9 protein-coding genes and 1 tRNA gene are annotated in these 13,221 nt (G+C 60.8%); 3 read left to right on the forward strand and 7 right to left on the reverse strand.

Annotation, left to right across the window (positions count from 1 at the left end):
* Nucleotides 1-565: 565 nt before the first annotated feature.
* From F6S12_RS01250 to rpsU, 5 genes are all read right to left on the reverse strand, one after another.
* Nucleotides 566-642, reverse strand: a tRNA-Ile gene (locus F6S12_RS01250).
* Nucleotides 643-657: 15 nt separating this feature from the next.
* On the reverse strand, nucleotides 658-4,401 hold the full coding sequence (locus F6S12_RS01255; protein WP_011063841.1) for an EAL domain-containing protein: 3,744 nt from the start codon (nucleotides 4,399-4,401) through the stop codon (nucleotides 658-660).
* Between the two features lie 116 nt (nucleotides 4,402-4,517).
* On the reverse strand, nucleotides 4,518-6,365 hold the full coding sequence (gene rpoD, locus F6S12_RS01260; protein WP_011063840.1) for an RNA polymerase sigma factor RpoD: 1,848 nt from the start codon (nucleotides 6,363-6,365) through the stop codon (nucleotides 4,518-4,520).
* A gap of 67 nt (nucleotides 6,366-6,432) precedes the next feature.
* A complete protein-coding gene (gene dnaG / locus F6S12_RS01265) occupies nucleotides 6,433-8,406 on the reverse strand; it encodes a DNA primase (RefSeq protein WP_015637256.1) in 1,974 nt (657 codons plus the stop codon).
* Between the two features lie 483 nt (nucleotides 8,407-8,889).
* Complete coding sequence (gene rpsU / locus F6S12_RS01270; protein WP_002551877.1) at nucleotides 8,890-9,105, reverse strand: 30S ribosomal protein S21; 216 nt, start codon at nucleotides 9,103-9,105, stop codon at nucleotides 8,890-8,892.
* Nucleotides 9,106-9,305: 200 nt separating this feature from the next.
* On the opposite strand from rpsU, the gene tsaD reads away from it, so the two are divergent.
* Entirely contained in the window at nucleotides 9,306-10,331 is a 1,026-nt protein-coding gene (gene tsaD, locus F6S12_RS01275) for a tRNA (adenosine(37)-N6)-threonylcarbamoyltransferase complex transferase subunit TsaD (RefSeq protein ID WP_011063838.1), read from the forward strand.
* Between the two features lie 45 nt (nucleotides 10,332-10,376).
* On the opposite strand, the gene plsY is transcribed toward tsaD, so the two are convergent.
* The gene (gene plsY, locus F6S12_RS01280) at nucleotides 10,377-10,946 is read right to left on the reverse strand and encodes a glycerol-3-phosphate 1-O-acyltransferase PlsY (protein WP_019094979.1); all 570 of its coding nucleotides are present in this window, start codon (nucleotides 10,944-10,946) and stop codon (nucleotides 10,377-10,379) included.
* Between the two features lie 74 nt (nucleotides 10,947-11,020).
* Here plsY and folB point away from each other — a divergent pair, with 74 nt between their 5' ends.
* Entirely contained in the window at nucleotides 11,021-11,374 is a 354-nt protein-coding gene (gene folB, locus F6S12_RS01285; RefSeq protein WP_011063836.1) for a dihydroneopterin aldolase, read from the forward strand.
* The gene (gene folK / locus F6S12_RS01290; RefSeq protein ID WP_311166898.1) at nucleotides 11,365-11,880 is read left to right on the forward strand and encodes a 2-amino-4-hydroxy-6-hydroxymethyldihydropteridine diphosphokinase; all 516 of its coding nucleotides are present in this window, start codon (nucleotides 11,365-11,367) and stop codon (nucleotides 11,878-11,880) included. The genes folB and folK overlap by 10 nt, the downstream gene beginning before the upstream one ends.
* 46 nt (nucleotides 11,881-11,926) lie before the next feature.
* On the opposite strand, the gene F6S12_RS01295 is transcribed toward folK, so the two are convergent.
* On the reverse strand, nucleotides 11,927-13,156 hold the full coding sequence (locus tag F6S12_RS01295; protein WP_015637254.1) for a multifunctional CCA addition/repair protein: 1,230 nt from the start codon (nucleotides 13,154-13,156) through the stop codon (nucleotides 11,927-11,929).
* Nucleotides 13,157-13,221: the final 65 nt, after the last annotated feature.

Here is a 13,221-nt window from a genome sequence, read left to right on the forward strand (position 1 = left end):
TAGTTGGTCGATAATGTGATGTTAATTGTTTTGTTGTCAGTTGACTTTTTAAAGCTTGGAATCGCATGAGTATATTTGAGTGCATTAGCATTGCTCGGCGGCAGGGCCTGCTAATGAATATGCTCGGCGAGTTGAGTGTTCATACCCGCCAGTGGGGTGAGCGTATTGCAAACAATCTTGAATAGATTCACGTCCTTAGATCGGATCCAGCTGTTTGGCGCTTGCAGGCTCTGACCATGCGCCAGGATCTGGACGTCTCACAGAACGACGTGCTTCAGATTCAGGAGCGGCGGATCGGTCAGGGTCGCCGCCAGTTCGCGTCAGACCAGTATCCGCCGCACGTCTTTAGTGGAGGTTTAACTCTCCGCGCAACTGATGAGGTTGCGCTATGGCAGTAGAAGTTGTCTGTATGTATCGGCGGTCGGCGATGAGGGCAGAAGGGGCTTCTAGGGTCTATACCAACCCTGTCCAGGGTTAACTGAGCTTGTGTGGGTGGAAAGGAAAGGGGGCTATTTGTTGAACGATTCAGAAAAGCGAAAGCCGCGCATTGCGCGGCTTTCTTGTTTGGTGGGCCCACACGGACTTGAACCGTGGACCAAAGGATTATGAGTCCTCTGCTCTAACCAACTGAGCTATAGGCCCTCAGTAGGCGCCGGATTATAGCGATGGTTTCTCGGCTGTGCTATCCGAAAAATCGGAAACTCGGATTCGCAGGAAGGTCGTACAGAACTCCTCGGCTTCAAGGGGCAGGCTGACGATATAACCCTGGATCTGTTCGCAGCCTTCCAGGGTGAGGAAGGTCTGCTGCTCCTGGTTCTCCACGCCTTCGGCAATCACCGTGAACTGCATGCTGCGCCCCAGGGCGATGATGGCGCGGACAATCGCCACGTCGTGGGGGTCGTCCGGCAGCCCGCGGACAAAGGACTGGTCGATCTTGAGAAAGTCCAGGGGCAGGCGCTTGAGGTAGCTGAGGGACGAGTAGCCGGTGCCGAAGTCGTCGATGGCCAGTTGCACGCCCAGGCGCTTGAGCTGATGCAGCACTTCCAGGGCTTCTTCGGCCTGGCTCATGATGAAGTTCTCGGTGATTTCCAGCTGTAGCATTCCGGGCTGCAGGTCATAGTCGCGCAGCAGTTGCTCGATGCGCCCCAGCAGGTTGGGCTGGCGCAACTGGGCGCCGGCGAGGTTCACCGACAGGGGGCCGAAATCCTCAAAGCGTCGGTTCCAGTTGTTGAGTTGCAGGCAGGCCTGTTCCAGTACCCAGTCGCCGATCAGCAGGATCATGCCGTTTTCTTCGGCCAGGGGAATGAAGTGCTCGGGGGGCACATCGCCGAAAGTGGGGTGATGCCAACGGATCAGGGCTTCGGCGCCCACCAGCTCGTGGTTGCTGAGGCTGATCTTGGGTTGGAAATACAGCGACAGCTCGTTGCGCTCAATGGCTCGCCGCAGCTCGTGCTCCAGGGCTACCCGTTCGCTGGCCTGGGCGGTCAGGTCGCGGGTGTAGCGCTCCACGCGGTTGCGGCCCTTGGCCTTTGAGCGATACATGGCGGCGTCGGCGTTCTTGATCAGGGTGGCGACATCGCAGCCGTCCTTGGGGTACAGGCTGGTGCCGATGCTGGCGCTGATGAAAAACTCGTGTTCGCCGGCCTGGAAGGGGGCGGTAAAGCAGTTCAGCAGCTTGGTGGCGATGTGATCGGCATCGCTGGCCTGGTGCAGGCCCGGCAGCAGGATGATGAATTCGTCGCCACCCAGGCGGGCCACGGTGTCGATATCCCTCAGCTGTTCCTTCAGACGCACGGCGATGCCCTTGAGCAGCAGGTCGCCCACCGGGTGGCCGAGGCTGTCGTTGATGTGCTTGAACCGGTCCAGGTCTAGGAACAGTACCGCGCCCTGGCTGCCGTTGTCCTGTTGGCTATTGAGAGCACTGAGCAGTCGGCTTTCAAACAGGGTGCGATTCGGCAGGCCGGTCAGGGGGTCGTGGTGAGCCTGGTAGTCGAGCCGCGCCTGGGCGTGCTTGAGGCTGGAAATATCGGCGAACACCGCGACGAAATGGGTGATCTGGTTTTCCCGGTTGCGCACCGCATTGATGGTCAGCCAGTTGGGATAAAGCTCACCGTTCTTGCGCCTGTTGGAGATCTCACCCTGCCAGTGGCCCTCCAGGGTCAACTGATGCCACATCGCGGCGTAGAAGGCGCTGTCATGCAGGCCCGAGGCAAGTAGGCGCGGAGTGTGGCCCAGGGCTTCACGTTCGCTGTAGCCGGTGATTTCGCTGAAGGCGCGATTGACTGCGCTGATGCGCTGCTGGGTATCGGTGATCATCACGCCTTCGGCTGTGCTTTCGAATACGGTCGCCGCCTGTTGCAGCTTCTCCTGCATCAGGCGTCGGTCGGTAATGTCCCGGGCGATGGTCAGCATGCAGTCGTCACCGCCGATGGGCAGTGGCCGGCTCGACAGCTCGCAGAGGCGGATCTGGCCATCGTTGCGCCGGATATGGCAGTTGAAGTCGCGGACGAAACCATCGCGCTGCAGCAGGTCGAGCATCTGCTTGCGCTCATTGAGATTGACCCAGATGCCCAGGTCCAGGGTCGAGCGGTCCAGCGACATGGCGCTGTTGAAGCCGGTGATGCGACTGAAGCCTTCGTTGACCTCGATCAGTAGCCCGTCGCGCTGACGGGTCAGCAGCAGGCCATCGGGGGAGGCATGGAAGGCCTTGGCGAACTTCTCCTCGGAGGTCTGCAGTTGTTGCTGGGTCTCTTTGAGTTGGCTGATGTCGCGTACCACTACCACCAGCGCCGGCGTGGTGTCGAGGTCGAAGGGCTCGGCGGAGATCAGGCCGGTGAACAACTGGCCGTTATGCCGGCGAAAGGGCATTTCCAGATTGCGGATGCTGCCGGCCTGCAAGCGTTGCAGCAGCCCTGGCCCGACCCCGGGGATGCCCCAGATATTGAGCTCGGTGGCGGTCTGGCCAACCACGCTTTGCGCGCTCAGGCCGATCTGCTCCTCGAAGGCCTTGTTGACTTCCAGCAGGCAGCCGTCGGACAGCCGGGCAATCACCAGTATGTCCGGACATTGCTGGAACACCGAGGCGAACTTCTGTTCGGACAGGCGCAGGGCCTCTTCGGTGTGCTTGGTCTCGCTGATGTCGATCATCAACCCGCGCATCACCGGTTCGTGGCCATGCTCGATCAGGCTGACGATGTCGCGCACCCAGAGGCAGCGACCGTCGGCGGCGATCACCCGGTAATCGAGGCTGTGATCCCGCCCGGCCTGCACTTCGTGGTCGCAGAAGGCCTGGGCCCGGGTCAGGTCCGCGGGGTGGATGATGTTGCGCCAGAAACCGGGAATCAGCCAATGGGCCAGGGGATAGCCCAGCAGGGCTTCGGCATGGGGCGAGACATAGCTGTAGGTAAAGTCGCTGATGCGCGCTTCCCAGGCAATCGCGGACAGGCTTTCCACTAGGCTGCGGTAGTGGTATTCGCTGCTGCGCAGTTCCTGTTCCAGGGCGACCCGCCGGGAAATTTCCGAGCTCAAGCGGCGGTTGATACGGATCACCACCGCCAGCACGGTCACCAGCAGCAGTAGACCGGGCAGGCCATACATCAGGACATCCGACCAGAAGGTCCTGTGGTCGAGCACGCTGCCCACCCAGTGTTGCTGGATGGTGCTGATTTCCTCGGGGCTGAGGTCGGCGAGCACCTTGTCGAGAATGCTTACCAGGACCTTGTTTTCCCGCGGGACGCCCATCGCCAACTGATAGCGATAGGGGGTTTCGCCGCTGACGTAGAGACCGTCGAGCTTGAGCTGACGCAGGCTCCAGACACTGGAGGCGAGGTCGCCGACCACGGCGTCCACTTCGTCGGTGGCCAGGGCCTGCAGCGCCGAGCTGACATTGGGCATGGCCACCAGGTTCAGGTCCGGGTGGTGGGTGCGCAACAGTTCGTGAGGGGCGTAGTTTTCCACCACCGCTATCTTGAGGCCGTACAGTTCCTTGAGGTTGTGGGGTTGCGCGCCGCCTTCATGGGCGAGGATGACGATGGGAAAGTCCAGGTAAGGCCGGGTGAAGGCCATGTAGCTCTGGCGTTCGGGGGTCGACATGATCCCGGGCAGCAGGTCCAGCTTGCCCTGCTTGGCGTCCTCTAGCACCGCGGTCCAGCTGGCGGGCTCGACGGGCTTGAGGTTTACGGACAGGCGTTCCTGGATCAGGTGGATGTAGTCCGCGGCCAGGCCCTGATAGCGGCCTTCTTCATCCCGATACTCGAAAGGCGGCCATGAAGCGTCCACACCCAGGCGCAGTTCCGGGTGAGTCTTGAGCCAGCTACGTTCTTCGTCGGTGAGAGTCAGCGCGCCAGCCGTTGCGGTCCAGGTGAGCAGCGCCAGCAGGAGCATGGCCGACAGTCTGGGCATAACCGTCTCGTTATGGCACGGGGAATGTTTCGAGTGTAGACCGGCTATGGGGCGGGGAAGGAAAGAAGGACGGGCTGCAAAAAGCAAAACCCCCAGCTGGGCTGGGGGTCTTGGGCTTACTCGTCGAGGAAGGAGCGCAGATGCTCGCTTCGCGTCGGGTGGCGCAGCTTGCGCAGCGCCTTGGCTTCGATCTGGCGGATCCGCTCACGGGTCACATCGAACTGCTTACCGACTTCCTCGAGGGTATGGTCGGTATTCATGTCGATGCCGAAGCGCATGCGCAGTACCTTGGCTTCACGGGCAGTGAGGCCGGAGAGTACTTCGCGAGTTGCTTCCTTCAGGCTCTCAACTGTGGCGACATCGATTGGCGACTGCATGGTCGAGTCTTCGATGAAGTCGCCCAGATGGGAGTCTTCGTCATCACCGATCGGGGTTTCCATGGAGATCGGCTCTTTGGCGATCTTCAATACCTTGCGGATCTTGTCCTCAGGCATTTCCATGCGTTCGCCCAGCTCTTCCGGAGTCGGTTCGCGACCCATTTCCTGCAGCATCTGCCGGGAAATACGGTTGAGCTTGTTGATCGTCTCGATCATGTGCACCGGAATACGGATGGTGCGGGCCTGGTCGGCGATCGAGCGAGTGATCGCCTGACGGATCCACCAGGTGGCATAAGTCGAGAACTTGTAGCCGCGACGGTATTCGAACTTGTCCACGGCTTTCATCAAGCCGATGTTGCCTTCCTGGATCAGGTCGAGGAACTGCAGGCCACGGTTGGTGTACTTCTTGGCGATGGAGATCACCAGACGCAGGTTGGCTTCAACCATCTCTTTCTTCGCGCGGCGGGCCTTGGCCTCACCGATCGACATGCGACGGTTGATGTCCTTGATCTCGGCGATCTTCAAGCCTGTTTCGACTTCAAGAGCGGTCAGCTTCTGCTGGCAACGGATGATGTCCGGCTGCAGGCGGGCGATGGCTTCGGCGTACTTGCTCTTGCCTTTGGCCAGGGCGTCGGTCCAGCTTTCATCCACTTCGTTGCCCGGGAACTGGCGCAGGAAGTCGGCACGTGGCATGCGGGCATCACGCACGCAGAGCTGCATGATGGCGCGTTCCTGCTGGCGCAGGCGATCCAGGGCACTGCGTACACGTTCAACCAGGCCTTCGAATTGCTTCGGAACCAGTTTGATCGGCATGAACAGTTCAGCCAGGGCCAGCATTTCGGCGATGGCTTGCTTGTTCTCGCGGCCGTGTTTCTTCAGCGCCTTGCGGGTGACTTCCATCTGGTCGGCGACGGCGCCAAAGCGCTGTGCGGCGATGACCGGATCCGGACCGCTTTCGGCTTCTTCTTCGTCTTCGGTCGCTTCCGCTTCTTCGTCTTCGCTGTCGTCATCCGCTTTCGCGGTCTTGGTGTCGACAGGCGGCGGCACTTCGGCGGCAGGCGGCGTAATGCCGTCATCCGGGTCGATGTACCCGCTGAGAACGTCGGACAGGCGTCCACCTTCGGTGGTGACGCGAGTGTACTCGGAGAGGATGTGATCAACCGTGCCAGGGAAGTGCGCGATTGCGCCCATCACTTCACGGATACCCTCTTCGATACGCTTGGCGATTTCGATTTCGCCTTCACGTGTGAGCAGCTCTACCGTGCCCATTTCGCGCATGTACATGCGCACTGGGTCGGTAGTGCGACCAATGTCGGTTTCCACAGCCGCCAACGCTGCGGCGGCTTCTTCAGCTGCTGCTTCGTCGGTATCGGCTTCGGCCAACAAAAGGGCATCCGCATCCGGAGCACTCTCGAATACGTTGATCCCCATGTCGTTGATCATGCGGATGATGTCTTCCACCTGTTCCGGATCTGAAATATCCTCCGGCAGGTGGTCGTTGACCTCCGCGTAAGTCAGGTAACCCTGCTCACGTCCACGGCTGATCAACTCTTTGAGGCGAGACTGCTGTTGCGCTTTTCCGGACATAACACCCTATCCACTGAAGGTCTTGGCGGGCAAAAAACAAGCCGAGGATTATACCCGAGCTATGACCTCACGCGCCAGTTGAGGTCGGGTTTGATGCGGGAACATTGCGTTTTAGAAGCTCAACCAGCTGTTTTTTCTCTTCGCTGCTGAGCTCGCTTTGACGCGATTTCCTGAGAAGTTGCTCTAAAACACGCTCGCGTTGGCGAGCTGACAAACTATTAATGGTGTCGAAAAACTGTTGTTCAAGGTTATCTCCGTCGATCAGCCATTCTTTTTCCGCCAGTGCGGTGAGCAGATGCCCTTGCTGGGTGCCGTGCCAGCGCGCCATCAATTGATGAATAGAGCGTAGCTTAGGATTTTTCTGCACGGCTTCGATCAGAGCCACCAGCAACTGGGTATTGGTGTTGTCGTCATCGGCAAAATGCCCGGCATCTTCAACTTTTTCTGCCAGTTGCGGGTGATGCAGCAAAGTGCGCAAGGCTGAAAGGGTCGGCGGTTCCACTGCAGCGGGGATGCGCGGGCCGCGTGGCTGGTCGCGATCGCCCTGGCGCTTGCCCTTGCCGTTCTTGTCCCAGGGTTTGTTTTCCCATTTCTTGCCGCCGGCATTTTTCTTTGGCGTCCACTCTTGTTGTGGGGTGTACGCCTCCTGGTGCGGCTCATGATAGTCGGCATAATCCGGCATCGCGTCGTAATCGATGCCTGCGTCGTACGCGGGTGGCGCTTCGGGCGGTGCGCTGTGGGCCAGTTGGTTGACCGTTTCGTTGGTCAGGCCGGTGATTTCGCTCAGGCGCTGGCGCATCAGGGTGCGCAGGTTGGCCCCGGGGATTTTCTCGATCAGGGGCGCGGCCAGGGTCGCCAGATGGGCCTTGCCTTCCAGTGAGCGCGGGTCGGCTTCATCGATCAGTTGCTGGAAAAAGTAATCGGCCAGCGGCTGTGCGTGCTGGTTGATTCGAGCGCGGAAGGCATCGGTGCCTTCGGCGCGGACCAGGGTATCCGGATCTTCGCCTTCGGGAAGGAACAGAAAGCGCGCGCGGCGCCCGTCCTGCAAGCAGGTCAGGGTCGCCTCCAGGGCGCGCCAGGCGGCCTTGCGCCCAGCCTGGTCACCGTCGAAGCAGAACAGTACGTTGGGTACGATGCGGAACAGGCGCTTGAGGTGTTCTTCGCTGGTGGCGGTACCCAGGGTGGCCACGGCGTTGCGCAGGCCTTGCTGGGCCAGGGCGATGACGTCCATGTAGCCCTCGACAACGATGATTTCGTCGAGGTTGCGGTTGTTCTTGCGGGCTTCAAACAGGCCGTAGAGTTCCTGGCCCTTGTGAAAGACCGGGGTCTCCGGAGAGTTCAGGTATTTGGGCTTGTCGTCCCCCAGAACCCGGCCGCCGAAGGCGATGATCCGACCGCGAGTGTCGCGGATCGGGAACATTACCCGGTCGCGAAAGCGGTCATAGCGCTTGCCGGTCTCGGCGTTCTCGATCAGCAGGCCGGCATCGATCATGGCTTTCTGCTGCAGGGTGTCGCTGCTCAGGTGTTTGAACAGGTTGTCCCAGCCAGGCGGAGCGAAGCCCAGGCCGAAGTCCCGGGCGATCTCGCCGGTAAGGCCGCGCCCCTTCAGGTAGTCGACCGCAGCCTTGCGCGCTGGATGGCTTTTCAGGGCCTGGCGGTAGTAGTCGGCGGCGGCAGTGAGCAGCGGATACAGCGGTGAGTCGGTGGGTTGCCGAGGCTTGCGCTGGCCGCGGCTGCTCTCTTCGCGGGGGATTTCCATGCCAGCCGCCTTCGCCAGTTCCTCGACGGCCTGGGGAAAGTCCAGGTTGTCGTGGTCCATGATGAAGCCGAGGGCGTTCCCGCCTGCGCCGCAGCCAAAGCAGTAGTAGAACTGCTTGTCGGGGCTGACGCTGAAGGAGGGGGTCTTTTCCTTGTGGAAGGGGCAGCAGGCGGTGTAGTTCTTGCCGGCTTTCTTGATTTGCAGGCGCGAACTGACGACATCGACGATGTCGGTGCGGTTCAGAAGGTCGTCAATAAAGCTCTGGGGAATAAGCCCGGCCATGGCGTTCTCGTCATCACTGCGCGCAAAGATAGCCCTGGCGACACCGTCGAAAGTTCAGGTGGCGGCCAAGCGTGAGGTTACGCGGCTCGACCCTGGTTTTCGGCGTGATCGCAGTCGGGAAGTGTATCTGCCGAACGTCCACTGACGTTAGTTTCAATCAGTATTCGACTATTTGAAGGTGTTGCGCTGAGTCCGACAGTGGCTTTGGGCTGGCCTCGGATAGCTCATTAAGCGGGCGCTGGAGAAGGGCGCCTTGGGCTGATCGTCTGTAGGAATCAGATAAGGGTGTGCTCGTCAGTAGCCTTGGAAGGCTCGTCAGAAAAGACGTGCACCGCTGGCAAGAAGCCAGGTCTGACGTGGTGAAGCAGAATCGTCTGGGTCGCATGGGCGGCTTCGACGGTGAAGCATCAAGCGTATTCCGCAAATGCCATTAGCCCGGCTGAGGGCCGGGCTTGGCAGAAGCTTGCAACGAACGTCTGTGTATTAGTACAGACGTACGGCGCGGCGCTGTTCGCGCTGAACTTTCTTGGCGTGACGCTTAACAGCAGCAGCTGCTTTGCGCTTACGCTCAGAAGTCGGCTTCTCGTAAAATTCGCGGCTACGAACTTCAGCCAGAACACCGGCTTTTTCGCAGGAGCGCTTGAAACGACGCAGAGCTACGTCGAAGGGTTCGTTCTCTTTAACTTTGACGGCTGGCATCCAGAGCTACCTTCATTCATTACCGGGGTCAACGTTCTCGTCGCAAAAATCGCGGCTGAGGTCGTCGGTTTTTAAGGGTTGCGGATGTTAACCCCTCAACGCTCGGAATGCAAAGCCTCTGATCGAAAACCGCTGGTCGGGCGCGGGAGTGGCGACTATTATGCGCGCCTTCGAATTCAGCCTCTACAAGGCGCAAACCCATGCTAGTACTGGGATTAGAAACGTCCTGCGACGAAACCGGCGTCGCGTTATACGACAGTGAGCGGGGCCTGCTGGCCGACGCGCTGTTCAGCCAGATCGACCTGCATCGCGCCTACGGTGGCGTGGTGCCGGAGCTGGCCTCCCGGGATCACGTCAAGCGCATGCTGCCCTTGATCCGCCAGGTGCTGGCCGAGGCCGACTGCGTGCCTACCGAGATCGACGCGATTGCCTACACCGCTGGCCCCGGCCTTGTCGGTGCCTTGCTGGTGGGGGCTTCCTGCGCCCAGGCGCTGGCCTTTGCCTGGGGCATTCCAGCCCTGGGCGTGCACCATATGGAGGGCCACCTGCTGGCGCCGATGCTGGAGGAGCAACCTCCGCAATTCCCGTTCGTCGCTTTGTTGGTGTCCGGTGGTCATACCCAGTTGGTTCGGGTCGATGGTATCGGCCAATACGAGTTGTTGGGCGAGACCCTGGATGACGCCGCAGGCGAGGCATTCGACAAGACGGCGAAGATGATCGGCCTGAATTATCCGGGCGGCCCCGAGATTGCGCGCCTGGCGACTCAGGGCGTAGCGGGGCGCTTTGTCTTTCCGCGGCCGATGACCGATCGCCCGGGGCTGGATTTCAGCTTCAGCGGCTTGAAAACCTTCGCCTTGAACACCTGGCAGCAGTGCGTCAGCGCTGGAGACGACGGCGAGCAAACCCGTTGCGACATCTCCCTCGCGTTCCAGCAGGCGGTGGTGGAGACTCTGACCATCAAATGCAAGCGTGCCTTGAAGCAGACCGGTCTCAAACGTCTGGTTATTGCGGGAGGTGTAAGTGCCAACAAGGCATTGCGCGCCTCGCTGGAAAAGATGCTGGCTGAAATGAAGGGCAATGTGTTCTATGCCCGTCCCGAGTTCTGCACCGACAACGGAGCGATGATCGCCTTTGCCGGTTGCCAGCGCTTGCAGGCCGGGCAGCAGGAAAGCCTGGCGATCAGCGTACAGGCGCGTTGGCCGATGGAGCAGTTGTCAGCTCTCTGATTTCATGCGGAGAGGCTCGGGCTGAGACCTTTTCATCTGAGGGATTCAAAAATGCCGTTCGCGCCCGGCAAACAGGTCGCGTAAATTGCCGCGGTGGCGCCAGACGATCAGCAGTGTCAGCACGCTCATCGGCAATAGCGCCTCCGGTTCCTGCCAGGCCAGCAGTGGCAAGGTCAGGGGGGTGGCGATCAGTGCGGCCAGTGAACTGGTACGAGTGAGATAGAAGGTTAGCGCCCAGGCGGCGATGGCCAGCAGCGCGGCCGGGGGGTAGAGCCCCAGCAGCATGCCGGCGGCGGTTGCGACACCCTTGCCGCCGCGGAAGCGGAAGTACAGTGGAAACAGATGGCCGAGGACGGCATAGAGCCCCACCCAGGCCTGTTGTTGCAGGGACAAGCCCGCGAGGTGGGCGATCAGCACAGGCACCAGGCCTTTGCACAGATCTCCCAGCAGGGTCAGGACTGCGAGCTTCTTGCCGGCCAGGCGCAGCATGTTGGTGGCGCCGGCATTACCCGAGCCACTCATTCGCGGGTCGGGATTACCCGTAAGGCGGCTGAGCAAAATGGCGAAGGACAGAGAGCCGAGCAGGTAGGCGAAAATCGCCAGTAACCAAAACATGCTAACTATTCCGGGCGAGGAAGCCCTGATTCTAACGGCGCATTGCGCCCTTGTCGTGCTGCGGAGAAGAGTGCTTGGACAGAGTGTTTATCGAAGGGCTGGAAGTGGACACCGTGATTGGTGCCTACGACTGGGAGCGCGGCATCCGACAGTGCCTGCGTCTTGATCTGAGCTTTGCCTGGGACAATCGCCCGGCAGCTGCTGGAGATGATCTGACGCTGGCATTGGACTATGCCAGTGTCTCCACCCGGATCCAGGCGTTTGCCGAGCATGCCCAGTACCAGTTGGTGGAAACCTTTGCCGAGCGCCTTGCCGAGGTTCTGATGAATGAATTTCACATCCCTTGGTTGCGCTTGAAACTGACCAAGCCTGGCGCCGTCCCGGCTGCCTCGGGTGTGGGTGTGGAGATTGAGCGCGGATGTCGCTGACTCAGGTGTATCTGGGGCTCGGTAGCAATATCGAGCGTGAAGTTCATCTTCGGGCCGGGCTCGATGCCCTGGCCGGTTTTCTGGTGGATATGCGTTGCTCGCCGGTGTTCGAAAGCCAGCCGGTGGGAATCAAGAGCGGCCCGTTCTTCAACCTGGTGGTGACGGCTTTTACCGACTTGCCTCTGATCGAACTGGACCGGCGCCTGAAGTTCATCGAGGCCGATAACGGCCGTTATGCCCCTGATCGTAAAGGCCTGCCGCTGGATATCGATGTATTGCTCTACGGTGAACTGACCGGCAATTTCGATGGCCTGATCCTGCCCCGGGCAGAGATTCTGAAGAACGCCTTCGTGCTCTGGCCGCTGTCGCTGATGGCGCCCGAGCGGGTGCATCCGCTGGCGGGCAAGAGCCTCGGGGCGCTCTGGGCCGAGGCGCAGAGCGATCAGGTGCTGGCCCCGGTCGCCTTCGAATGGCGGGGCATGCAACTGACCCCTCCAGACTTATAGCCACCCTCGGCTAATCGCGGACCAGTCGGAGCGGTCCGCGACTCACTCAAGGCGCGTGCTGTTCCTTGTAGGCCTTGATGGCCTTCAGTCGTTCCAGCCTTAGTGCCTCGCCCAGTTGCGGCCCCTTGAACCCCTGTTCCAGCAAGGGTTGAACCGCCACCTTGCGCGCCGCCTCGGCGGCTCCTCGCAGGTAATCGGCCTGCGGATAAGGCCGCGACTCCAGCCCAAGACGGCCGCGAGCATCCATTTCGCATGCCGCTATGAACTCTTCGAAACGCTGTGGGCGTCGGAACACGTCGAAACTTTGCAATAGTTCCAGGAGTGTCGAGGCCTTGAGTTCCAGCGCCTTGTGGCCGTGGGTATGGTACTGGCCCACCAGCAGTGCCAGCTCCTGGCATTCCCGGGGCGCCTTGAAGCGTTCATTGACCGCCTTGATCAGTTCCAGGCCTGTGCGCTCATGGCCAATGTGCCGTGGCCACTCCTCCTCGGGTGTCAGGCCTTTGCCCAGGTCGTGGAGCAGGCAGGCCCAGCGCACGCTGAGGGGTTGCTGATGCAACGCGGCTTGCAGCAGAACGCTGAGGGTGTGCGCGCCGGTGTCTATCTCCGGGTGGTGGACCGCGGGTTGAGGTACGCCGAACAGTGCGTCGATTTCGGGCATCAGCACCGCCAGCGCGCCGCAGTCGCGCAATACCTGGATAAAGACTTGGGGCTGATCCTCCATCAGGGCGCGGGATATCTCTTTCCAGCTGCGTTCGGCCGTCAGGGCCTGAAGCTCGCCGGATTCACTGAGTTCGCGCATCAGCTCGAGTGTCTCTGGCGCCACGCGAAAACCCAGCCCGGCGTAGCGGGCAGCGAAGCGGGCGACCCGCAGTACTCGCAGGGGATCTTCGGCGAATGCCGGGGAAACGTGGCGCAATAGCCGCTCTTCAAGGTCCTTCTGGCCGTTGTAGGGATCGGTGAGGCGGCCCTGTTCATCTTCGGCCATGGCGTTGATGGTCAGGTCGCGACGGATCAGGTCCTCTTCCAGAGTGACTTCCGGGCTGGCATGGAAGGTGAAACCGCCATAACCCCGCCCACTCTTGCGCTCGGTGCGGGCCAGGGCATATTCCTCGCCGCTCTTGGGGTGCAGGAACACCGGGAAGTCCGCGCCCACGGGGCGAAAGCCCTTGGCGAGCATCTCCTCTGCGCTGGCACCCACTACCACCCAGTCGATATCGGTAACCGGCCTGCCGAGCAGGCGGTCGCGCACGGCGCCGCCGACTTTGTAAATCCGCATAAAAAAACCTCCGTTAGCGCGACAGGATAACCCTTGTATCGCGCATCCGGAGGCTTGTTATCGGG

This window comes from Pseudomonas sp. JV245A (assembly GCF_032424515.1).
In the GTDB taxonomy this organism is placed as follows: Bacteria; Pseudomonadota; Gammaproteobacteria; order Pseudomonadales; family Pseudomonadaceae; genus Aquipseudomonas; species Aquipseudomonas protegens.